Genomic DNA, 23332 nt, shown 5'->3' with positions numbered 1-23332 from the left:
TTTTGGTTAGTTCTCTAGTGATCCGTGTGGGTCGAGGACAAATTTTCTAGGGACACCACTGTCGAATTCACTGTATCCTTTCGGAGCGTCTTCCAGTCCTATAACCGTTGCATTAACAGCTTTTGCAATGTCAGCTTTATCGTTAAGGATAGCTTGCATCAAACCTCTGTGATAACGCATGACAGGGGTTTGTCCGGTTACAAAGGATTGAGCTTTTGCCCACCCTAAGCCAAAATTGAGTTTTAAGGCACCTTGACGGGCATCCTCATCTGAAGCTCCCGGATCTTCTGTGACATAAAGACCGGGGATTCCAAGACCGCCGCCTGCTTTTGTCGCTTCCATAATGGAATTCAAGACTACGGCAGGTGCTTCCTCGTGACTATGTCCATGTGCTTCAAATCCAACACAGTCCACTGCAGCGTCGACTTCAGGCACGCCTAAGATTTGTTCTATTTGTTCAGAAATATTATCATGCTCACTAATATTGATGGTTTCACAGCCAAAACTGCGTGCCTGTTCAAGCCGTTCCTCAATTAAATCGCCAACGATCACGACTGATGCACCTAGCAGCTGGGCAGAGTGAGCAGCTGCTAATCCAACTGGGCCGGCACCCGCAATATATACTGTAGAGCCTATTTGAACACCTGCTGAATACACCCCATGAAATCCAGTTGGGAAAATATCAGAGAGCATGGTCAGGTCAAGCATTTTTTCCATCGCCTGGTCTTTGTCAGGAAATTTCAACACTTGGAAATCCGCATAGGGAACCATAACGTATTCGGCTTGCCCGCCGACCCAGCCTCCCATGTCGACATACCCGTAAGCGGAACCGGGACGATCCGGATTTACATTAAGACAGATATGTGTTTTTCCTTCAATACAGTTAACACAGCGTCCGCAGGCAATATTAAATGGGACGGAAACAAGATCACCTTTGTGTACAAATTCAACGTCTCGTCCCGTTTCAATAACTTCGCCGGTGATTTCATGACCAAGAACTAATCCTTCTGGTGCTGTAGTGCGTCCACGAACCATGTGCTGGTCGCTGCCGCAAATGTTTGTAGATACGACTTTCAAAATCACACCATGCTCACATTTGCGTCCAACATTAGCTGGATTGACCCCAGGACCATCTCTTAACACTAATTCTGGAAAATCAATATCCTTTACGACTACGCTTCCTTCACCGTTATAGGCTACTGCACGATTATTTGTGGCCATTATATATGCCTCCTCCTAAAATGTATGGCTTATGGACAGAACGACATTCTACTTCCCCTTTATGAGACAACTTCATCTTTATTTGCAGAGTGGTTAACGAGCATTAATATGGGATCGGAAACTGTATGTCTAAAAAGAAACGCTTTGTTAGATTTAACTTTTTCATACCCTATAAAAGGAGTACCTTAAACATAACTGAGAAAAATATCCACCTCAGGTCATCCAGATTCTGGATGACCTGAGGTGGGTTATTTTTACATGGAATCAAGTGCTTTATGATAGAATGGGGACGTAATGGAGAGGGTGTGAGTAGTGGTGTCTAGGAATAAAGGGATGTTATTTGTGTTGGCAGGGGCGGGAAGCTTCGGGTTCACTCCTGTCTTTGTGAAATTGGGGTTCAGTAATGGATATACACTTGGAGAAATAAATATTATTCAAATGATTATTGCTTTCATAACTCTTTGGGGGATAGCGTTTCTTTTACGAGTAAAGCTGAGCCGTTTAACTAGAAAGAGAGTCCTTAAAATAATGGCTACGGGCAGTTTCGTAGGGTTAACGAGTATTTTTTATTATGGAGCTATCCATTATCTGTCTGCATCCTTAGCTATTATTTTGTTATTTCAATTTGTATGGATGGGGTTCTTTTTTGAGTGGGTGTTTAATCGCAGAAAGCCGACTGTGCTGGCCATTTGTTCGATGGCAATCACTTTGATTGGTGTGTTTTTCGCTTCTAATATTCTAATCACGGGTATAGTAGAACTGCCTGCCATAGGCTTGATATTTGGTATGTTATCAGCATTTACTTATGCAGGATTCATATTTTTTAGCGGGCAAATCGCTGTGGATGTTGATCCCTGGGCTCGGAGTCCGATTATGGTGACTGGTTCGCTGATCTTAGTTACCCTTACCTTTGTAAAAGATATCCCTACCTTACCGGCTGGAGATGTGAGATTGTGGATTGTAGGGGGAGGAGTAGCCTTGTTTGGTGCTGTGATTCCACCATTGTTCTTTGCAATTGGAGCTCCGATGCTGTCAGATGGATTGGCTAACGTACTTAGTGCGATTGAACTTCCTGTAGCGCTCATCTCAGCAAGCTTAATACTCTCTGAATCCGTTACTGCCTTACAATGGGGCGGTGTAGTCCTAATCATTGCTGCAATTTTCTTAAATAACAGCAGGGGATTGAATAAAAGACTCAATTTGAAGAGGTCAACATAAAACAGCTCCTTGGATCGATTGGTGTTGGGGCTGTTCCATGACGGATTGTCTGATTATTCTGTTAAAATGGATGGTAATAACATGGAGAGGATGAAGGATATGGTTCAGAAGTTAGAGAAAGATTCTTTTGTGTACGCGATGAGTAAGGAGAACAAACCAGCTTTGAAGGTTCGTGCCGGTGAGCAAGTAGTTATGGATACGTATGATTGCTTTGAAAATCAAATTCAGTCGGAGGAAGAAACATTTTCGAGCATTGACTGGGAGCGCATTAACCCGGCTACGGGACCAGTATACGTGGAAGGTGCCCAGACAGGTGATATTTTGCAAGTAAGAATAGATGGGATTGAGCTTGGTGAACGAGGTGTGATGGCAACAGGTCCGAAACTTGGTGTCATGGGGCATCGAATAGATGAATTTAAAATAAAAATGATTGAAATAAAAGAAAACGAATTAGTGTTTGATAACAGAATTAAACTGTCTTTACAACCGATGATTGGCGTGATTGGAGTTGCTCCAGAGAACGAAGCTGTTTCATGTGGGACGCCGGGAGCTCATGGGGGAAATATGGATACTAAGCTTATAACAACCGGTGCAACGTTGTATTTCCCAATTTTTCAAGAAGGTGGACTTTTTTCATTAGGAGATGTACATGCGGCCATGGGGGATGGCGAGGTATGTGTGTCAGGAGTTGAGATTTCAGCGAAAGTGACGGTGACATTAGATGTGATTAAGGGATACTCAATTGATTATCCTTATATTGAGAATAAAGCGGGGGCAGCATCACTTGTTTCTAGAGAATCTTTAGATGAGGCTGCTGATCTTGCGGTGGAAAAAATGATTGATCTACTGCAGCCACAAACCGATCTAACCCTTGCTGAGTTTACGATGCTCATGAGTGCAGCTGGAGAAGTTCAAATAAGCCAAATCGTTGATCCATTAAAGACCGCACGTTTTTTTGTGCCAAGAAAGATATTGGATGGATATGGACTGAAGTTATTTAGGAAATAAAATAGCCTTCAGAGGATTTTAACCAATTTCGCCCACCTCAGGCCATCCAGATTCTGGATGACCTGAGGTGGGTGAAATTAACATATTCAGGCAAAAGAATAAACCGTCTTCCTGCAAGACGGTTTATTCTAAGAACCAAAATTAACAATCAAGTCATGCGTTTTTTGAATTTCTGATGGCGGCATCTCTATTAAATACATCCCAGAACTAGTTATAGGATTCCCGGACATTTGGTAAGTAGAGATGTTTTTACGCGCACTGCTATAATTCATGGCGAGCCGTCGCATATCCCCAAATTCCATATTTGTTTTCATATTGTTCCCTAATACTTCCATCACTTCATCAATTTGATTGATCATATTTAATCCGGCAGCTTTATCTATGACACCTTGAATCACTTGACGCTGACGTTGATTACGTCCAAGGTCCCCTTTAGGATCTTCTTTACGCATACGCACATAGGCAAGGGCTTCTTCGCCCGAGAGATGTAATTGACCTTTTGGAAAATGGAAGCCATCTTGGGTAAAGGCCATATCATTATTAACAGTGATTCCATCCACAGCATTGACCAACTGTGCCAGCCCTTCCATATTCATCGTTACATAATAATCAATATGAATATCAAGGAAGTTTTCAACGGTCTTAACAGACATATCACTTCCACCATAAGCATAAGCATGATTGATTCGGGTTACACGCCCATCACCTGCAATTTTCACTTTAGTATCGCGGGGAATACTGACCAGTTGCATTTGATTATTAGCTGGATCAAGGGTCATGACAATCATTGTATCTGAACGTCCCTGATCATTTTCACGCTCATCTACACCTAGCAAAAGGATATTGATAGGCTCTTTATTGTCAACTTTTTTATCCGTTAATTCTGTATCTATGGAAGGTACATTTTCGTGAAGTTGGCTGTTAACTGTTTGTTTGACGTTATTGAAAACCGTAAATGCATAAACGCCTCCTCCAATGAGCAGGAGCACTACAATGAGCAGGACGACTTTCCACCAGCGCCCCTTTTTCCTCTTCCTTTTCTTGATTTCTTTTCGTCCCATAACTCCACCTCAATTATGTAGAATAGCATCGAACTAATTATCTATTATACTTGTAATGGTGAATCTTGTAAAAGTAATGATGAATAATTTGGAAAAAAGCTCCACCTCAGGTCATCCAAATATTGGTTGACCTGAGGTGGGGCGGAGCGATTTGGTGTGCTACTATGAAATTGGACAGGAAGTAGGGGGAAGAAGATGAAAGAAGTGATTGTGTTTTTAGCTGAAATTGTTAATGTATTCCATGATCTGTTGTTAGAAGTCTCCCAATCATCTGGATGGAATCTGACTGATAAGGAGCTTCATTTCTGGATTATCGGAATACTGGGGATCATAGGATTGATTTTTGTAGATGTACTATTTCATATGATTGCTAGATGGAGTATTACGATTATTTCATTTTTGTTTACACTCTCTATGATTCTCGTTTTTGTGCTGGCTGTAGAAATTCAGCAGAAGATTACAGGTAGAGGAGCTATGGAATTTAATGATGCCGCCATAAGCGTACTTGGATTTTTAGCCTTTTGTGTTGTTTACTTTTTCATAAAAATAATAGCAAAATGGATTCGAACAAGGTAACATCCCCCTTCCTGCTTTAAAAGGAAGGGGAATGTTTCTCTTTATTTTATAACTCTTCCATTACTATCAATGTAGACGGAGGTCACAATGGTGCGGTTAAATGGAACGTTTGCTTTCGTTATTCCTTTAAGGTTAATAGTAAGATTGTAGGTGCCTTCTCCGAGTTTTGCTAACTTTTTAGAAGAGGAGCCGTTCAGGTCATTCCACTTTAGGCTTTTAGTCTTTTGTTTACCTTTCTTATAATAGTCTAAACGAATATCTGCTTTTACTTTGTTTTGATCGATCGTTTGTTGATGCTGTGCGAGTATAGATACTTCCATATTTTTATTTACTGTCAAGTCTAAGTCCTGATTAACAGGGCTCTGATAATGTACGGATAGAAGGTAGTGTTCCTCAGGTGAAGCTGCTTGAAGTGTCCATTCACCTTTAGCGGGTTGGTTTAGTTGAATAGAATGATGATAAGCACCTTGGAAAATTTTTGACGAAGCTGGTGTGACTTCGAAGGATGAATGTTTGTTACCATCTGGTCCTATGAGCGTTAATTCTGTGTTTTCTCTTTCGCTGATCCAGTTCACTGTAGCCTCAGTCACATGATTTTCAACTGCGAAGTTTTCAGAAGTTGATCCTTTATAGGTTCCGCCGCGATAGTAGCGGTCTGTAGGAGGGGAAGTCTGATGCTTTTGCCGATCCATTGGTTCTGCTAACGTTTTGTAAGCCGTTACGGTTTGGTTTTCATAAAGGTATTGGTCAAATAAACGAAACGTTGAACTGCCTAAGCGGATTTCTGAGTGATTCCAGTCAGCTACTTTAACTTCCTGGGCGTAAGGAAGTCGTGAGTTGGCTACAGTGACTGCGCCGTCATTCGCTCCGTAGCTGCTCAGATATAAACCGCCCCAATAGAGCGAAGTTCCAAAGGTTCCCCACCCTGTTCCGCCGAAAGTAAAAATGGGATCTTTATAGACATTAGCATGGCTGTCGGTTTGGCTGCGGAAATTGTTCATATAGCCGGTTTGGAGCGAATAGACGGCAGGGTTTTTACTTCCGAGTATATCTGCCAGCCACCCTGCCCAACTGCTATAGGCAAGATCGGCAAGCTGCGAACCATGATGAGGGGTAGAGAGGGTAATCAAACGGTCAACGTAAGGGGATGCCTGGTAATGTACAAGGGCGGACTGAGCATCGATGCCACCTTTACTATGGGCAACGACTACCAATTCCTCGCCAAAATACTCGTAAATTTGCTTTAGTTTTTCAGCTAATAACTTTCCGTTGTCCCACATGTTTTTAGTAGGATATAAATTTATAAATGCCGTTTCAAAACCATGGTTATAGGCGATTTGATACATATCATTGTCCTTCCACCAGGTGTGAGAGGAACTGTTTAACCCATGCACAAACACAACAGGAGACTTGGAAGAATCAACATCAGTGGGAGTGAGACCGACGTACCACTGCCCAGGCGTTCCAGAGGTATCTCCTTTGCCAAATGAACCTGCGTAAACTTGTAACGGCAATAGGAGAATAGCTACCAGCAGTAAGATTCCTGCTTTTTTTACCATTCACAGACTCCTTTCTGATAAATCAATGAAGTCAAAGTCAGCAATTTATTATATACGTCTGATTTTTTTGTAGAACAAAAAGTTAAAATAAATAGTTCAGTGACTCAAGTGTTTTAGTGTAAATATTTTAATGTTGATCCATTCTTATTGACAACTGACTGGTTCTCGACGATAGTGAAGAGGAGGACAATTATCCTCAAACAAAATTTAATAGGCTTTATGGTGGCTTCATGATTGAAGCTGAAAAGGGAAGATTGGTGCAATTCCAACGCGGTCCCGCCACTGTATAGAGGAGGCATTTCTGAATTCCACTGTTTCTTAACCGAGACGGGAAGGAGAAAAGGCTGTTGATTCTGAGCCAGGAGACCTGCCATAAAGAAGAACATGTTAATCCTACGGGAGATAGGAGGGTGTTACGTGATGAGGTATCTATTTTTTCTTGCTGATCCCTTATAACTGCTCATGATAAAACCGCATCTTCTCCAGGAAGATGTTTTTTATTGCGTTTTGAGTTGTCTTTTTGGAAGAAAACAGCGTAAGAGCTAACTTGAGAGGGTGGAAAGTAGTGAAAAGTGCTTTACCGGTAAATGCTTCGAAAATGACACAAACACGTTTAGTTCTGCCTCCAGATACCAATCATCTGGATACGATTTTTGGAGGGAAAGTGCTTGCTTATATCGATGAAATTGCAGCTTTAACGGCTATGAAACACTCTAATTGTGTTGTTGTTACGGCATCGATTGACTCCGTGGATTTCCTATCTTCGGCTAAGGTAGGCGATGCGCTGACTTTGGAAGCGTTTGTTACGTCAGCGGGAAGGTCATCAATGGAAGTGTATGTAAAGGTGTTTGCTGATGACTTATTAAAGGGGGAGAAGATGGTGACAACTGAATCGTTCTTAACGATGGTTGCTGTAGATTCAGAAGGAAAACCAACACCAGTTCCACAAGTCATCCCTGAAACGAGTGAAGAAATAAGGTTGCATCAAACAGCTCCTGCGAGAAAAGAGTATCGCCGCAGTCGTGCCAGTTTACGATAAAAAGAAAAAATTTCCACCTCAGGTCATCCAGATTCTGGATGACCTGAGGTGGAATTAATTGGGATTAGTTGTCGTTTTTCGGCGGGACGTCGCAGCTTTCATCTGTACAGGCTTCTCCCTGTTTGTCATCAGTTAAGTTTTGAAAGGCAGGCGATTGCTTTTCTTCCTCCATCACTTTCTGTAAGCTTTGTACAAAAACTTCGGTAGGCTGAGCTCCAGAAATAGCATACTTTCTGTTAATGACGAAAAAAGGCACGCCTTGAACGCCTATTTCTCTTGCTTCTGCTTCCTCCGCACGAACCAGCTCACCAAATTGTTCACTTGAAAGTACATCACTGACATCAGTCTTGTGAAGTCCTATGTCTTGTGCAAGTTTGATTAGTGTATCGTGATCACCAACATCCTCTGAATCGGTGAGAACAGCTTGGAAAAATCGTTCTGTTGCTTCCTTACCAAGCCCCCTACTCTCCGCGAATTTAGCTAAGCGGTGGGCGTCGAATGTATTAGTAGGAACTGCTGTGTCCAAGTTGTATTTCAACCCAACGCTGGTCGCTTGTTGTTCCATGTTTTTATTCATTTGCTTGGCCTCTTCCATGCTTTTCCCATACTTGGAAGCCAATTTTTCAGCATTAGACATTCCTGTGTTTTTCTCTGCTTGCGGGTCAAGCTCAAAGCTCTTATAGACGATCTCTGTCTGTTCACCTTCAGCTATCTGTGAAAGAGCCTCTTCAAGTCGACGCTTTCCAATATAACAAAACGGACAAACAAAGTCCGACCAAATTTCTATTTTCATGTTGATCACCTCATAGTTAATTCTTCACACATTTATTTTACGAGGCAATTAAGTGAAATGCCATTAATCTGATCGAGAAGTCGTGAAACACCTAGAAAAACAGGTAATACTTATTATTGGAATATAATTCCACCTCAGGTCATCCAGATAATGGATATAAATAGGCTGGATGGTTCTAGTGGTCAGACGTCTTGTGTTGTGTCTTTTGGCGCAATTTGTAATTTTTACAGAAAAAAGGTCAATATGGGGGAGGATTATCTTTTATACTTGGGAAAGATTGATAGATTTTTATAACTTATTTAGGAGGAATGAAATGAGTATTAAAAAGACGGTTGTCACTGGCCTGGCAGCTGTAATAGCATTAAGTCCATTTGCAGGTTCGGTTTCTCAAAGTCACGCTGCGGAAGCACCAAACGACTTATTTTTCTCAGAATACATAGAGGGAAGCAGTTATAATAAAGCGATAGAAATCTATAACGGAACGGGCAGTACAATAGATTTGTCTGCCTACACCATCGAAATGTATGCAAACGGCTCCCAGGAGCCGACGGGTACTTTCGAATTATCTGGTACACTTCCAAGCGGTGAAGTTTTCGTGGCAGCTAATAGTCGGGCGAATCAAGAGATTTTAGCAAGTGCGGATGCCACTAACAATTCTGCGGTTAATTTTAATGGAAATGATCCCCTTGTCCTAAAGAAAGAGGGCATGGTAGTTGATTCAATCGGTCAAATTGGCAGCGAAGAATCGTTTGCAGGTGATGTCACACTTGTTCGTAAGGAATCTGTAACGGCGGGGGACAAAAATTCAGGCGACACTTTTGAAACAGCAGAGGAATGGGACAGCTATGCCAAGGACACGGCGGAGTATCTAGGAAGCTATCAAATGCCGGAGGTTCCTGAAGTAGAGCTGCAATCAATTGAGGATGCGCGGACAAGTGAACCAGGAGCAACTGTTAAGGTAAAAGGAATTGCAACGGCTGCTTTTGAAACTGGCGGTCAAACAAATCTGTACATTCAGGATGAAACAGGAGGCATTATTGTTCGTGCTCCCGGTTTATCTGCTGAGGCAGGCGATGAAGTGACCGCCACAGGCGAGTTCTCTGATTATTATGGGATGCAGCAGATTCTTGCTTCGTCAGCGAATGTAGAAGTCGTCACGGAGGAGGCTGGTCTCCCTGCTCCCCAGAACGTAACTTCTCAACAATTTTCCCAAAATGAAGGTGAAACGATTGAGGGTGAGTTCGTTCAGGTGAGTGGGGTAGAGGTTCTATCCAAAAATAGTTACGGTGATTTCACCGTACAGGACGCAGCAGGAACATTTACGATTACACCTAACGACGAAAATGCATTAGAAGTTGGAAAAACATATGAGCAAATTGCTGGTGTCGTCAATTACAGTTTTAATGAATATCGACTGGTTCCTCGTAATGCACGGGATATTGTCAAAGAAGTGTTTGCTGTTCAGGCTAATCCATCGTCAGGTTCCCTTGTAGAGGGTGAGGCAGTGGAACTGTACACTGCCCAATCAAATGCGGCCATCCATTATACAAAAGATGGCTCAAAACCAACGCCAAGCAGTATTACGTATACTGAGCCAATTACAATTGAGCAGGATACAACCATTAAGGCAGTTGTTGTAAAAGAAACAGGGGAAGTAAGTCCAATTTCAACCTTTGAGTACGAGGTGCTGAAGCCACTGGATGATGTTGAGATCCATGACATTCAAGGTGCGAGTCATACGTCCCCATACGAAGGTAATGTCGTTGAGCATGTAGCAGGTGTTGTAACAAAACTTGATGGATCAAATGGTTTCTACATGCAAAGTCTTAACCCTGATGACAACGTGGCTACATCTGAAGGGATCTATGTGTATGACCGATCAGGTACAGCAGAGGTGGGCGATCATGTAGAGGTAGCTGGTGAAGTAACTGAATGGCGGGAAGAAGGCTACTCTGATGCAGAGGATTTATTAACAACTCAAATTAGTGCGTCAGAAGTAAGCGTAACAAAGGGTGGAACCGAACTTCCGGATCCAATCGTGTTAGGGGTGGACCGGAATCAGCCTACGGAAGTAATTGAAAATGATGGCATGGAGTCGTTCGATGCGAAAGAGGATGGCTTGGACTTTTACGAAAGTCTTGAAGGGATGTTAATTGGGATTAAGGATGCTACGGTTGCCGCTCCTGTAAAATATGAAGAGCTCGCGGTGTATGGGGAAACTAGTGAAGATCAGCGGCTTACTCGTGCTGAGGGTCTGCTCATTTCACCGAATGATTATAATCCTGAGCGTCTCTTGATAGATGTGGATGGGCTTGGGATTGACGCTGTTACTGGGGATTACTTTACGGAAATGATCACGGGTGTGGTCAGCTATGACTATAGTAATTTCAAGATTCGTCCGACAGGAGATTTTCCTGAATTGAAGGATGGCGGCACAGAGCGGGAAGTGACGGATCTTAAGAGTTCGAAACAAAAGCTGACTGTGGCAGGTTATAACGTTGAAAATTTCTCCGCCGCGGGTGATCCGGAGAAGGCCGCTCGATTGGGCGAGGCATTGGTGAAAAACTTGAACAGTCCTGATATTGTCGGGCTGACTGAAATTCAGGATAATAATGGACCGACAGATGATGGAACGGTTGCTGCAAATAAGAGTTATCAAGAATTGATTGAAGCCATTGAAGCTGCTGGCGGGCCAAGCTATAAGTTCGTGAATATTAATCCAGTTGATAAGATGGACGGCGGGCAGCCTGGTGGAAATATTCGTGTAGGTTTTCTTTATAATCCAGAGCGTGTATCGCTGACTGATAAGCCGAAGGGCGACGCGGTCACGGCTGTTGATGTCAACGAAAATGGGTTGACGCTAAACCCGGGCCGTATTGATCCACTGAATGACGCGTTTGATGATTCTCGTAAGCCGCTGGCTGCAGAATTCAATTTTAATGGTGAAAAAGTGATCGTTATCGCCAATCACTTTAATTCAAAAGGCGGTGATGGTGCGTTGTTTGGAGCTGAACATCCTGTTGTGCTGGGAAGTGAAGAGCAGCGTATTGAGCAGGCTGAGGTCGTAAATAATTTTGTTGAAGAGGTCGATGAGGAAGTGAAGCGTGAGAATGTAGTGGTGCTCGGGGATTTGAATGACTTTGTGTTCTCAAATCCATTGCAAACACTTGCAGGCGATGATCTAACCAATATGGTTAAGCAACTCCCGACTGAAGATCGCTACTCTTATATTTACCAGGGGAACTCGCAAGTACTCGATCACATTCTTGTCAGTGATCATTTAGCAAAAGATACAAAAATAGATGCTGTTCATATCAATGCTGATTTTTCTGAAGCAAGTGGGCGTGCCAGTGACCACGATCCAATGGTTGCCCAGATTCATGTGAAAAAAGGTAAAGGCACTCACCCCGACTTTCACAAGTAAATTACCTAAATTAACCACCTCAGGTCATCCAAATTTTGGATGACCTGAGGTGGTGTTTTTTTCCATGTTATTTTTGTTCGTCGATGGCTGCTCGGGAGCGGTCCAGATATTCAACGACTTCTTCATAGTAGTTGGACACATAACTCATAAATAAGATGTCCACTACGTGAAGCTGGGCGAGCCTGGAACTTGTCGCGGCACTGCGGATCATCGCCTCCTGGGTTGCGGATGTGTAGAGAGGGATATCAGCAAGTTGGGATATTGTTGAAGATCCATATTTGGTAATGCTAATTGTTTTCATGCCGTTTTTTTTGGCCAGCCGTAAGAATTGGATCACTTCATTCGTCTCACCTGAAAATGAAACGGCAATCGCGACATCCTTTTCTTTCGCATTTGAGAGTGTGGTATAGGCCATGTGTGGGTCCTGTAAACAAAAAACATATCGACCGGCACGCAGGAATTTCTGCTGGCCATCTGCTGCCACAAGACCTGATGCCCCAATTCCAAACAGGTGAATGGAACCCGCTTCATGAATGGTGGCAACCGCTTCCTCTACATCCTCAAGTCGCAGCATTTCTTCCGTTTCCTTTATGATTTCAATCCCATTCTGAGTCATTTGACCAATGATGTGGTGCACAGACTCTCCTTCGTTTATATCCCTGTATTCCGATGTGGATTGCTTCTGTACATCCCCGGCGATTCTCATCTTTAGTTCCTGAAATCCTTTTAAATCAAGTGATTTACATAAACGTATAACAGCAGCAGAGCTTGTCTTACTTTGTTCTGCTAATTGTTTTACGGTCATGGTTACGACAGTTTCTGGTGTAGATAAAATATAGTTGGCGATTTTTTGTTCGGAAGTGGGGAGGTCGCTTACCACACTTCTCAACATGGCGAGTCCGCCTGATATGTAGGCCATGACTATTCCTCCTCATACAATCTATTCTAATGTTGCCGTTACTGTAGTTCATCTTTCTGAAGATCTATAAACATAGTAGCAAATAAAAACGCTTACATCATAGAATAAGTATATGGTATAATGAAATTAAATTTCAATAATAATTTGTATAGTTTGAAATTATATGCTGTAGGAGGCGTTTTTCATGAGAAAAAGAGGACGAATAACTTTAATGAAACAAAAACGGCTTCAACTTTGCAAAGGGATACATTCATGATTATTGGGATAGATGCGGGCGGCACAGCAACGAAAGGCGCGCTGATCAGTAATGAAGAAGAGGTGCTTTTTACCTTTGAGTCAGGTTATGGGAATCCATTGATTAATGAACAAAAGGCATTTGAGCATATTGAAAATGTGATGGATGCGTGCAAGAAAGCGTCTAAGCAGCCAATTCAACACATCGTCATCGGTATGGCTGGCTATCGGACGATGAAAGACTCTCTCACGCTGCCGAAGTCGTGGCAGAATAATCCTAACATAGATGTAATTAGTGATGTGGAACTCGCTTATGAAGCAGGTTTGCCTGATCAAGAGGGAATTCTTACGATTGCAGGAACAGGCACGGTCCATGCAGGCAAAAAAAACAAAAGACTGTTTATCAGAGGGGGCTGGGGCCACTTACTTGGAGATGAAGGAGGAGGGTACACTCTTGGCAGGTCTGCTGTCAAACGTGTACTCTATACCCTTGAAATGGACCTGGATCAAACTCCTTTTTGTGAAAAAGTTATGTCCTTTATAGAGGCTTACGATGTAAATGAGATAAAGAGCTGGTTTTATGCCCAGGATAAAACAAGTGTGGCTGCTCTTGCTAAATTTATTGATCAATTAGCGATAGAAGGAGATCAGGAGGCATGGCAGCTGCTTCAGGAAGGTGCTTGTGAACTTTCCAGACAGGTTGAACAGCTTTACTGCAGGATGGAGCTTGATGAAGAAGCCGTACTTGTGGTGGCAGGAAACGTATTGCTAGGCAGTGAACAGTTTTTTTCTGCTTTTTCTAAGAAAATCACCTGCCCTTTTCGTGAGGTGAGACATCTTAAACGGCCCGCTTATATGGGAGCTTATTCGCTGGCTGGGAAAAAGAAAAACTGTAGTTCGCCTAGTTCACATAGCATTTTTGAATAAGAGAGGGATTTGTCTATGAATATAAAGGAAATTTCTACAGAGCAAAGAAACTCAAGTACGTTGAAGATTGACCAGGCTAGCAGTTTGGAAATCGTGAAATTGATGAACGAGGAAGATTATGCTGTACCGCAAGCAATCGGAAAGATTCTTCCTCAGCTTGCCACCGCTATCGACAGGATTACCGAACGTATGTCGCTAGGGGGGCGTTTGATATACGTTGGAGCTGGCACCAGCGGGCGGCTCGGTGTTCTTGATGCCTCGGAATGTCCTCCCACATTCAGTGCAGACCCTGAACATGTTCAAGCACTTATTGCTGGTGGACCGGCAGCCATTACAAGTGCTTTTGAAGGAGCCGAGGATGATGTGGAACAAGGTCGATTGGACATAAACGCCAAGAATGTGAATCAACAGGATGTGGTCATCGGGATTGCGGCAAGTGGCCGGACCCCATATACGATTGGAGCAATGAAAGAGGCCAAGAACCATGGAGCTCTTGTGCTGGCGGTCGTATGCTCACTGGGATCAGACATGGAGGAGGAAGCAGACCTTACGATGGTTGCGGATGTAGGTCCAGAGGTCCTTACAGGTTCCACCCGGTTAAAGGCTGGGACGGCTCAAAAGTTAATTTTAAATATGCTGTCGACAGGTACGATGATTAAACAAGGAAAAGTGTACAGCAATTTAATGGTTGATTTGCAGCCGACTAATCAAAAGTTGCAGATTCGCTCGAAGCATATCATTATGGAGGCAACAGGTGTTTCTGAGAAGAAGGCAGAGCAGGTGCTTCACGAATATGGCGCAGTTAAACCAGCTATTTTAGCACTATTAACCTCTCTTAAAGGGAAGCAAGTACACGCTTCTTTAGCCAAATATAACGGTCACATAGGGAAATCCATTCACGCCGAATCTAACTAAATAAATTTCCAAAAAGCCCCACCTCAGGTCACCCATATTTTGGGTGACCTGAGGTGGGGCTTTTTGGATAGTATGGGGCATTTTTCATGGTTGACTTTTATCGATATATGTCTAATAATAACAAACATAATATTCTGTAAATTTAAATAATTAGAAATAATGGGAAAGAGGAATCATAACCTCTTTTTCTTTTGCGTAAAATGATAACGTTTACAATTTTGGGGAGGGACTAGCCATGATGCCAGTCATCATTCTTTCACTTATTACAGTTATTTCCGTCATATTTGCATTGAGAAGAAAGAAATTAATCTTTATGCTCGTTCCATTACTTGGCTTGTTTAGCTTTGCTTTAGTGAAAATAATCATGGTTCCTATGCCCTTTTGGGATACCGTTCGCTTTATTTTTAATTTACGTGGCTGAAATTCTTTATTCGGTTGAAGGGAGGTGGGAGAGATGAAAAAAATGGATCCAGCTAAAGCAGAGGCTTATTTTAAATATCGGACAACTATGATTTGTATTTATTTAGCGATAGGCTTTTTAGCATCTTATGTTATTGTATTTTTTGCACGAGACCTATCATCCATAACGGTTCTAGGTATTCCTTTCCATTATTATATGGGATCGCAGGGGGCGGTCTTAACTTTCATCATTTTGCTTTTTGTTAATGCGGTTATGAGCGACAAGATCGATAAAAAATTTGGCTTTGATCCTGAGTTTGTGGATACAAACACACACACAGAAGATCATTAATGGAGGGGAAATATTGTGGATGGACAGTTTATTGTATCTCTCATCCTCATAATCGCGACCTTTTCTTTATACATCGGTATTGCGGTTTTTAACAAAGCACGCGCCACGTCGGACTTCTATGTTGCTGGTCGCGGCGTTCCACCTGTATTTAACGGGATGGCTATCGGCGCAGATTGGATGAGTGCGGCCTCATTTATTGGAATGGCCGGTACTGTAATGGCTCTCGGTTATGATGGACTTGCCTATATAATGGGCTGGACAGGCGGTTACTTACTCTTAACCTTCTTGTTGGCCCCTCAGCTTCGAAAATACGGGCGTTACACGGTCCCGGAGTTTATTGGGGATCGTTATCGTAGTAATACAGCACGAATCATTGCTGCGATCGCTACGATTATAATCAGTTTTACGTATTCTGTCGGCCAGTTATCTGGATCAGGGGTTGTTATTGGACGCTTGCTCGAAGTGAACACAGCTACAGGTACTTTAATTGGGGTCGTGCTGATTGCTTTTTATTCGGCTATGGGTGGTATGAAAGGGATCACCTGGACACAAGTAGCTCAATATCTTGTCTTAATCGTTGCCTATTTAATCCCGGTAATTTTCATGTCATTGCAATTGACTCAGAATCCGGCTCCCTGGTTATCTTACGGTCAAATTATCGAGGAACTGCAGATCCTTGATCAACAACTTGGGATTACTGAATATATTGTTCCTTTTACAGGGGCAACAAAATGGCAGTTTCTAGCGTTAATGTTTACTTTAATGGCCGGCACTGCAGGGCTGCCTCATGTTATTGTCCGGTTTTACACCGTTGCTACTATGAAAGCTGCACGTTGGAGCGGGGCCTGGGCGCTTCTCTTTATCGGCCTTCTTTATTTATCTGCACCAGCCTATGCTGCCTTTTCCCGATTCATCCTAATGACTGAAGTGGCGGGTTCCTCATTGAGCAATCTGCCAGCCTGGACTCAGCCATGGATTAATACGGGTGAGCTATCATTAGCTGATAACAATGGTGATGGAATTTTACAATGGACAGAGATCATGATCAGTAACGACATTGTGGTTATGGCTACACCTGAAATTGCAAACTTAGGTATATTTGTTGTAGGATTAATGGCTGCAGGTGCCATGGCTGCTGCATTATCGACCGCTGGCGGACTTATGATTGCGATATCAGCTGCGTTGTCCCACGATATCTATTTCAGATCCATTAATCCTAATGCCAGTGAAAAGAAACGCCTCGCAGTAGGAAGATGGTCCATTATTCTGGCGACCGTTTGTGCAGGCCTACTTGCGTTAAATCCACCAGGTGCGATTACACAAATTGTGGCCTGGGCATTTGCCTTAGCTTCGGGATCCTTTTTCCCGGCTTTATTCCTTGGAGTATGGTGGAAACGTGCGAATGGTCCGGGGGTTGTTGCTGGAATGATCGTTGGTTTAACCGTTACGCTAGGCTATATATTCGCTGCTAAGTACGGAGGGTTTACGATTTTGGGAATCATCGACACAGGCGCTGGAGTATTTGGAGCTACTGCAGCCATCATTACGAATATAGTCGTCTCACTGGCTACTAAACCGCCGTCACAGGAAACTCAAGATGAAGTCACAGACTTACGCTATCCAGAACAAGTACAATACAAAAATGGAGAAGTTTGGCTTAAAGAATAGAGATTTTTAGAAGAATTTTACCACCTCAGGTCATCCAATTTCTGGATGACCTGAGGTGGTTTTTAATGGTAATTTAACAAACCAGTCGTATTCTGCTGGATTCTTGAAGTAAGAAAGTAGTTTTGAGGTTGTCACAAGTGTGTTGGGTGAATTTGTTGACATGTAGTGTGGGTAACTGTTCCAACGATAGTCTTCAGGAGAGTGAGTAAGGTTGGCGCGGCAGGGGTTTAAATGAATATAGCGGCTGACTTGCACATCATCCTGGAGATCCGCCTTGTATGGTCCTTGAAAAAGGTGGCCCGCATAGTCATATTTCTTATTAAAATACATGGCATAATTGGAATGAAGTTCTTTCATGAAGATACCGGGAGGGTGGTCGACCGTTTCGATGAGCAAATGTACGTGGTTAGTCATGAGGCAATAGGCATGGAGGTGGAAGGGGTAGCTTTGTTTGTTCTGGGCAAGAAGTTCAAGATAATAATAGCGATCGTGATAATCATAGAAAATATCTGCTTTTCGATTTCCGCGCGCCGTAATGTGATAGCTGGCATGAGGAAACCATATTCGTTTCGGGTTAGCCATAACAACATCCTCTCTAAATTAGTACATAAACACTTAGTTACTATTCGACTTTTATCCTGAAAATCCTGCATAATTAGAAAAAGGATAAATATGCCACCTCAGGTCATCCAGTTTCTGGATGACCTGAGGTGGCATATTATGTATGATGACTTCATTTTTGATAAACTTATAAAGTTAAAATTATTATTGGAGGCTTAGCTCTATGACGATATTCTTCCAAGTCGTTCTTCCTGTCATCATTGTCTTTATAGCTGGGTTCGTTTTGCAGAAGTTCCTGCGCCTTGAAATTAAATCACTTTCTACGGTAACCCTGTACATAATGCTACCGTGTCTTGTCTTTGAAACGTTCTATCAGGCTGAATTTAATAGTGAATATTTAATGATGCTGTTCTTTTCGATTCTATTACTTTTTCTTATTCTATTGATCAATAAAGTTACAGCTAAAGTTATGAAACTTGATTCTTCGGTGGAAAGTGGCATGATCCTCTCTACAGCGTTTATGAATGCAGGTAATTATGGGGCGCCGATCGTGTTATTTGCATTTGGGGAAGCGGGATTTGTGTATTCCGTGTCCTTCATGGTACTGCAGCAGATTGTCATGAACTTCTTTGGCGTATATTACGCAGCAAAAGGCTCAGCAGGCGTACGATTGGCCATTTCAACAGTACTAAAAATGCCACCAACTTATGCGGTAGTTGCAGCACTAATTATGAAACTTTCCTCTGTTTCGATCCCGGAGAATTTGATGTCGAGTGTTTCTATAGTCGGGGACGCTACCATCCCAACAGTAATGATTCTTTTGGGAATGCAGCTTGCCAATATTACCGTGAAACATCTAGAGTGGGGCAGAATTTCTTATGCCGCTACCCTGAGATTGGTGGGATCACCTCTTATTGCCTGGGGGTTAACGGTTCTGTTGCCAATGAGTGATTTAATGGCTAATGTCTTAATTATTTCAGCAGCGATGCCATCTGCCGCAACAACGACAATGTATGCCGTTCAGTTTGACTCAAAGCCGGATCTCGTATCCAGTATCACCCTGGTTACTACGATTTTGAGTATCATTACGATTCCCATTGTATTAAATATCCTAACGTAGTGGCAGAAAATTTCCACCTCAGGTCATCCATTATTTGGATGACCTGAGGTGGGAATAAACTGGAAATTACTATTTGTTTTCTTTTTCTTCTTTGCGGCTTTTGAAAAACATATATAGATTTGAACAAATAAGCGCAACAGATAGTACAACTGTAAACGTAGAAAGCTCGAGTGGTGTAACATAACCTGCTATTAAGTAAATGACGAAAAAGGCAGCGAATAATAAATAAAACATGATGCGATCTTCCTTTCTTTTCACTATATAAAAATAACATAGAGGATCAGTGTTTTACTAGAAAAGCTATGCCCATCAAAAGCATGTATTATCCTATCTGCTGCTATATTTACAAAAAATCCCCACCTCAGGTCATCCATTATTTGGATGACCTGAGGTGGGGAAATATGGAAGACGGAGACAAAACAAAAAGCATCCCCTATTTTTTAGAAAAAATGGGGGATGCTCAGTTTAGGGGTATTGGTTATGTTTATTTCTCGATCGTTATGTTAATTTTGCTCAATCCGAGAGCTCTGGCCGCTTTAATCATCCTGGCTGCTTCTTGTTCAGCATCATGAATGGGAATATTGTTTCTCGAGATGTTTAAAGTAGTGCCATCGAATAACGGCATTGGCTCCTGGATCTTTTCTTCCGATGGAAAAAGTGTAGACTGTGGTAATTCAGTGATCATGTCATGTTTGCTTCGATTGACTCGGCCGCGAATTTTTCGACCATGATACACAACACTTGCGTAAGGACATCCGGTATCCTGAGAAATTTCCCGATAGTTTTTATCGGTCTCCTCAATTAGTCGTTTTACTTCTTTTAAGTCATAGTCATATTGCTTACTTTTTTTTGCCATCATCGTCTAACCCCTTTATGAATTCTCTAATTCTATTGTATCCAATTATTCACCATTTTTATAGTAGAATTTCTCGAATTTTTTTCATATGAGCAAATATTTTTCAGAAAAATCCATTCATTGGTATGAATTATAATTTAACTAATTATCAACTTTGAGAAAAAGAAGTTATTCTTTCAAAAAATAAGATCAGTGAAAAATCACTGATCCACATGTACGGCCGTTTCTAAACCTTTTGTATCTATTGTTAAAACCTCTACATGATGTTCGGGAAATTGATGAATTAATGCTTTGCGTTGATCTGGGGTTAACTTCGGAAACAAGCCTATCATTGTTGGCCCCGCCCCGCTAATATAACTGCCGTAGGATCCATTCTCTTCAAATGTCTTCGATACGAGTGGGAAGTCCGGAATAAGCTCCCTGCGATAAGGCTGGTGCCACTGATCACGTTTCATCATTTTACCCACTACAGTCCAGTCTTGCTCAGCTAAAGCAGCAACCAATACGTTTGCCGTTCCACTGGCCAACACTGCTGCCTTATAATTCAGCGCATCAGGCAGGACCAAACGAGCCTTCTCCGTTTCCACGTGGTAACTTGGAATAACCGTAACAAAAGAGAGATCCTTCAGACCTTTAGTAAAGCGAACGTAATCGAGGTCTTCACCCGTATAACTTGAAATGACCACACCGCCTAGTATTGCTGGAGCTACGTTATCGGGATGTCCTTCAATTTTGCAGGCGATTTTCAGCTTATCCTGCTTATTTAGCTCTAGATGAAGGAGGGCATTAGCAAGCTCGATCCCGGCAACAACCGCCGTTGAAGAACTGCCAAGTCCACGTGCAACAGGGACATCATTTACCATCGATACATGATAAGGAGGCAATTCCTCGATTCCATAGTGATAAGCTGTAAAAAGTGTTGTCTTATATATTAGGTTCTTTTCATCACTTGGAATATAAGGCTGATCTTTTTCTGCTACAGAAAAAGACCATTGTTCAGCTGGCTGACACTCCAGAGTGACATATTTTGAAAGGGCCATTCCTATCGAATCGAACCCAGGACCAAGGTTGGCCGAAGTGGCTGGGACTCGGATAGTGACGCTATTCATGAGTGAACACCTGAGATAGCATCAGAAAATTGCTTGATATCATTTTCGATAACGGTAGGTTTGATCAAACTTGTATCAATGGCTGTTGCAGGGTCTTTTAACCCGTTGCCTGTCAGGACATGAACTACACTTGAACCCTTAGGAATTGTGCCATCCTTTACTTTTTTAATCGTGCCAGCTAAAGAAGCGCAGGAGGCGGGTTCTGCGAATACTCCCTCAGTTTGGGCCAGCCATTGATAGGCCTCGATGATCTCATCATCACTCACTTCATTGATGCTGCCGTTTGATTCACTTGCTGCAGCAACAGCCGGCTGCCAGCTTGCCGGGTTTCCTATTCTGATTGCTGTAGCCAGTGTTTCGGGATGCTCAACAACTTGATTCCGAACAATCGCTGCTGATCCGCTTGCTTCAAATCCAATCATTTGCGGAAGCTGATAGCCGTGCTGCTCATGGTATTCCTTAAATCCGCGCCAGTAGGCAGTAATGTTCCCCGCATTGCCTACTGGGATGGATAAAAAGTCAGGAGCTTTGCCCAGCGTGTCACAGACTTCAAAAGCAGCCGTCTTCTGGCCTTCAATTCTGTATGGATTTACTGAGTTAACAAGAGTAACGGGTTCTTTTTCGGCAATCTCCCGGACCATTTTTAAAGCTTGGTCAAAGTTTCCTTTGATCGCAAAAATTTCAGCGCCGTACATAACTGCCTGCGCAAGCTTTCCTTCTGCAATTTTTCCATCAGGAATGACGACGATGCATCGCAGTCCAGCCCGGGCTGCAAAGGCAGCAGCAGATGCAGAGGTGTTGCCAGTTGACGCGCAAATGACAGCTTCTGACCCTTCTTCAATCGCTTTTGCCATGGCGAGCACCATCCCTCTGTCTTTAAACGATCCAGTCGGGTTAGCTCCTTCAATTTTCACATAAGCCTCGATCCCCAATTTTTCTGAAATCGTCGGGATCGGAAGAAGGGGGGTGTTTCCCTCGTGCAACGTCAAGCTTGGTGTTTGTTCATTAATAGGTAAAAGTTCATTATAGTGATGTAGTAATCCTTTCCACATTTTATTTCCCTCCATCTACTCGGAACACGCTGTCAATTGATCGAATGGTGTCCAGAGCTTCCAGTTCATTGTAAGCTTGATCAAAATCCTCTTCACTTACTTGGTGCGTGATCATCATTAATTCCCGTTCATCGTTCTGATCCGCCTGTCGCTGAATGATTTGATCAAAAGAGATGCCGTATTGGGCAAAAATCTTTGTCAGCTCCATCAGCATGCCTGGCTGATCCATGACATGAAGGCGGATGTATTTTTTAGTAAGCTGATCTTTTCGAGATTTCAATTGTTTCGGAAACTGTGGCTGTACGTAAGCCGAACCAGATACACCGAGACGGAAGTTTTTGATGACAGCTATTAAATCAGAAACAACTGCAGTCGCAGTAGGAAGCTTTCCTGCTCCAGGCCCGTAAAACATCGTTTCTCCGACTGCATCTCCATAGACATAGACCGCATTGTACTCATCATGAACAGAGGAAAGCGGATGTTCAACAGGGAGAAGCGTTGGTTCAACACTAACAGAAGCCCCGTCCTCATTATGATCAGCAATCCCTATAAGTTTAATAGAATAACCTAATTGCTTGGCGTATTTTATATCAGATAAAGATGTTCCGCGGATTCCTTTTACGGAAACATCTTCTAAATTAAAGGGCATGGAAAAACCTAAGATTGATAGAATCGCCATTTTCCGGGCAGCGTCAAGCCCATCCACATCAGCCGTCGGATCAGCTTCAGCGAAACCTAGATCCTGAGCTTCTTTCAATACGGAATCAAAATCAGCACCATCCCTAGTCATCTTATCTAAAATGAAATTTGTAGTTCCATTTACAATTCCCATCATTTTACTGATGCGATCGGAAGATAAACCATCGAGAATCGGACGAATAATGGGCGTTCCTCCAGCAACACTTGCTTCATAATATAAATCACAGCTATTTCGCTGACTTGTTTGAAAAAGCTGCGCACCATGCTGCGCAATCAAATCTTTATTGGCTGTTACAATGTGTTTTCCGTGTTCCATCGCTTCAAGCACGATTGATAAAGTGTGATCAATTCCTCCCATTACTTCGACAACGACATCAATTTCAGGGTCCTCCGTAATATCCTGATAGCGATCTGTCAATTGAGTCGCTTCAGCAGGTAATTGTCGCGGCTTGGATAAGTCATGGACGAGAACCTTTTTAATGGTGACGTCACACCCTGTTTTATGCTGAATACTTTCTTTATGATCATCAAGAATCTCAATAACCCCACTGCCGACTGTACCTAAACCTAATAATCCCACCGAAATGGTATTCTTCATTGTTCACACTCCTGTCCACCTGAA

Annotated in this window: 22 protein-coding genes and 1 riboswitch; of the genes, 11 read left to right on the top strand and 11 right to left on the bottom strand. The window is 42.6% G+C overall.

What is annotated here, in order from left to right; translation table 11 throughout:
* Window positions 1-6 precede the first annotated feature (6 nt).
* Window positions 7-1221: a formaldehyde dehydrogenase, glutathione-independent gene (gene fdhA, locus B5354_RS07155; RefSeq protein ID WP_079527341.1), complete on the bottom strand. Its 1215-nt coding sequence runs from the start codon at window positions 1219-1221 to the stop codon at window positions 7-9.
* A gap of 315 nt (window positions 1222-1536) precedes the next feature.
* Between fdhA and B5354_RS07150 the strand changes: the two genes are divergently transcribed.
* Together B5354_RS07150 and B5354_RS07145 are read left to right on the top strand one after the other, a co-directional pair.
* Complete coding sequence (locus tag B5354_RS07150) at window positions 1537-2439, top strand: EamA family transporter (RefSeq protein WP_139377085.1); 903 nt, start codon at window positions 1537-1539, stop codon at window positions 2437-2439.
* Between the two features lie 99 nt (window positions 2440-2538).
* Window positions 2539-3447, top strand: a complete 909-nt coding sequence (locus B5354_RS07145) for an acetamidase/formamidase family protein (protein WP_079529108.1) — start codon at window positions 2539-2541, stop codon at window positions 3445-3447.
* A gap of 128 nt (window positions 3448-3575) precedes the next feature.
* On the opposite strand, the gene B5354_RS07140 is transcribed toward B5354_RS07145, so the two are convergent.
* Window positions 3576-4508: an LCP family glycopolymer transferase gene (locus B5354_RS07140; RefSeq protein WP_079527338.1), complete on the bottom strand. Its 933-nt coding sequence runs from the start codon at window positions 4506-4508 to the stop codon at window positions 3576-3578.
* 195 nt (window positions 4509-4703) lie between these two features.
* Between B5354_RS07140 and B5354_RS07135 the strand changes: the two genes are divergently transcribed.
* Entirely contained in the window at window positions 4704-5084 is a 381-nt protein-coding gene (locus B5354_RS07135) for a hypothetical protein (protein ID WP_079527336.1), read from the top strand.
* 41 nt (window positions 5085-5125) lie between these two features.
* On the opposite strand, the gene B5354_RS07130 is transcribed toward B5354_RS07135, so the two are convergent.
* On the bottom strand, window positions 5126-6643 hold the full coding sequence (locus tag B5354_RS07130; protein WP_079527334.1) for an esterase/lipase family protein: 1518 nt from the start codon (window positions 6641-6643) through the stop codon (window positions 5126-5128).
* A 203-nt stretch (window positions 6644-6846) separates the two neighbouring features.
* Window positions 6847-7032: riboswitch (cobalamin riboswitch) on the top strand.
* 209 nt (window positions 7033-7241) lie between these two features.
* Between B5354_RS07130 and B5354_RS07125 the strand changes: the two genes are divergently transcribed.
* Complete coding sequence (locus B5354_RS07125) at window positions 7242-7682, top strand: acyl-CoA thioesterase (protein WP_079529107.1); 441 nt, start codon at window positions 7242-7244, stop codon at window positions 7680-7682.
* A gap of 64 nt (window positions 7683-7746) precedes the next feature.
* Here the strand turns inward: B5354_RS07125 and B5354_RS07120 are convergent, their stop codons facing one another.
* Complete coding sequence (locus B5354_RS07120) at window positions 7747-8475, bottom strand: DsbA family oxidoreductase (protein WP_079527332.1); 729 nt, start codon at window positions 8473-8475, stop codon at window positions 7747-7749.
* Window positions 8476-8788: 313 nt separating this feature from the next.
* On the opposite strand from B5354_RS07120, the gene B5354_RS07115 reads away from it, so the two are divergent.
* A complete protein-coding gene (locus tag B5354_RS07115) occupies window positions 8789-11899 on the top strand; it encodes an FN3 associated domain-containing protein (RefSeq protein ID WP_139377084.1) in 3111 nt (1036 codons plus the stop codon).
* 67 nt (window positions 11900-11966) lie between these two features.
* Here the strand turns inward: B5354_RS07115 and B5354_RS07110 are convergent, their stop codons facing one another.
* Window positions 11967-12818 (bottom strand): MurR/RpiR family transcriptional regulator, encoded by an 852-nt coding sequence (locus B5354_RS07110; protein ID WP_245804734.1) that lies wholly within the window; start codon window positions 12816-12818, stop codon window positions 11967-11969.
* Window positions 12819-13070: 252 nt separating this feature from the next.
* Here B5354_RS07110 and B5354_RS07105 point away from each other — a divergent pair, with 252 nt between their 5' ends.
* The 5 genes from B5354_RS07105 to B5354_RS07085 all read left to right on the top strand — a co-directional run bounded on the left by B5354_RS07105 (window position 13071) and on the right by B5354_RS07085 (window position 17313).
* Window positions 13071-13979 (top strand): BadF/BadG/BcrA/BcrD ATPase family protein, encoded by a 909-nt coding sequence (locus B5354_RS07105; protein WP_176142430.1) that lies wholly within the window; start codon window positions 13071-13073, stop codon window positions 13977-13979.
* A 15-nt stretch (window positions 13980-13994) separates the two neighbouring features.
* Window positions 13995-14894, top strand: a complete 900-nt coding sequence (gene murQ, locus B5354_RS07100; RefSeq protein WP_079527328.1) for an N-acetylmuramic acid 6-phosphate etherase — start codon at window positions 13995-13997, stop codon at window positions 14892-14894.
* A gap of 235 nt (window positions 14895-15129) precedes the next feature.
* A complete protein-coding gene (locus B5354_RS07095; RefSeq protein ID WP_079527326.1) occupies window positions 15130-15315 on the top strand; it encodes a hypothetical protein in 186 nt (61 codons plus the stop codon).
* 33 nt (window positions 15316-15348) lie between these two features.
* Window positions 15349-15645: a DUF4212 domain-containing protein gene (locus B5354_RS07090; protein ID WP_079527324.1), complete on the top strand. Its 297-nt coding sequence runs from the start codon at window positions 15349-15351 to the stop codon at window positions 15643-15645.
* A 15-nt stretch (window positions 15646-15660) separates the two neighbouring features.
* Window positions 15661-17313, top strand: coding sequence for a sodium:solute symporter family protein (locus B5354_RS07085; protein WP_079527322.1), 1653 nt, complete (start codon window positions 15661-15663; stop codon window positions 17311-17313).
* Between the two features lie 30 nt (window positions 17314-17343).
* On the opposite strand, the gene B5354_RS07080 is transcribed toward B5354_RS07085, so the two are convergent.
* On the bottom strand, window positions 17344-17895 hold the full coding sequence (locus tag B5354_RS07080; protein WP_079527320.1) for a transposase: 552 nt from the start codon (window positions 17893-17895) through the stop codon (window positions 17344-17346).
* Window positions 17896-18097: 202 nt separating this feature from the next.
* Between B5354_RS07080 and B5354_RS07075 the strand changes: the two genes are divergently transcribed.
* Complete coding sequence (locus B5354_RS07075) at window positions 18098-18994, top strand: AEC family transporter (protein ID WP_079527319.1); 897 nt, start codon at window positions 18098-18100, stop codon at window positions 18992-18994.
* 69 nt (window positions 18995-19063) lie between these two features.
* Here B5354_RS07075 and B5354_RS20445 read toward each other — a convergent pair whose 3' ends face one another.
* The 5 genes from B5354_RS20445 to B5354_RS07055 all read right to left on the bottom strand — a co-directional run bounded on the left by B5354_RS20445 (window position 19064) and on the right by B5354_RS07055 (window position 23308).
* Window positions 19064-19228, bottom strand: a complete 165-nt coding sequence (locus tag B5354_RS20445) for a hypothetical protein (RefSeq protein ID WP_176142429.1) — start codon at window positions 19226-19228, stop codon at window positions 19064-19066.
* Between the two features lie 250 nt (window positions 19229-19478).
* Window positions 19479-19853, bottom strand: coding sequence for a hypothetical protein (locus B5354_RS07070; protein WP_245804733.1), 375 nt, complete (start codon window positions 19851-19853; stop codon window positions 19479-19481).
* 197 nt (window positions 19854-20050) lie between these two features.
* Window positions 20051-20959: a homoserine kinase gene (gene thrB / locus B5354_RS07065; RefSeq protein ID WP_079527317.1), complete on the bottom strand. Its 909-nt coding sequence runs from the start codon at window positions 20957-20959 to the stop codon at window positions 20051-20053.
* The gene (thrC, locus tag B5354_RS07060; protein WP_079527315.1) at window positions 20956-22011 is read right to left on the bottom strand and encodes a threonine synthase; all 1056 of its coding nucleotides are present in this window, start codon (window positions 22009-22011) and stop codon (window positions 20956-20958) included. The genes thrB and thrC overlap by 4 nt, the downstream gene beginning before the upstream one ends.
* 1 nt (window position 22012) lies before the next feature.
* Window positions 22013-23308 carry a homoserine dehydrogenase gene (locus B5354_RS07055; protein WP_079527313.1) on the bottom strand — a complete coding sequence of 432 codons (1296 nt, stop codon included), beginning with the start codon at window positions 23306-23308 and terminating at the stop codon, window positions 22013-22015.
* Window positions 23309-23332: the final 24 nt, after the last annotated feature.

Origin of the sequence: Halobacillus hunanensis (assembly GCF_900166655.1) — a bacterium.
In the GTDB taxonomy this organism is placed as follows: domain Bacteria; phylum Bacillota; class Bacilli; order Bacillales; family Halobacillaceae; genus Halobacillus_A; species Halobacillus_A hunanensis.
The sequence above is the reverse complement of the archived record's forward strand: the minus strand, read 5'-3'. Positions and strand labels throughout refer to the sequence as shown.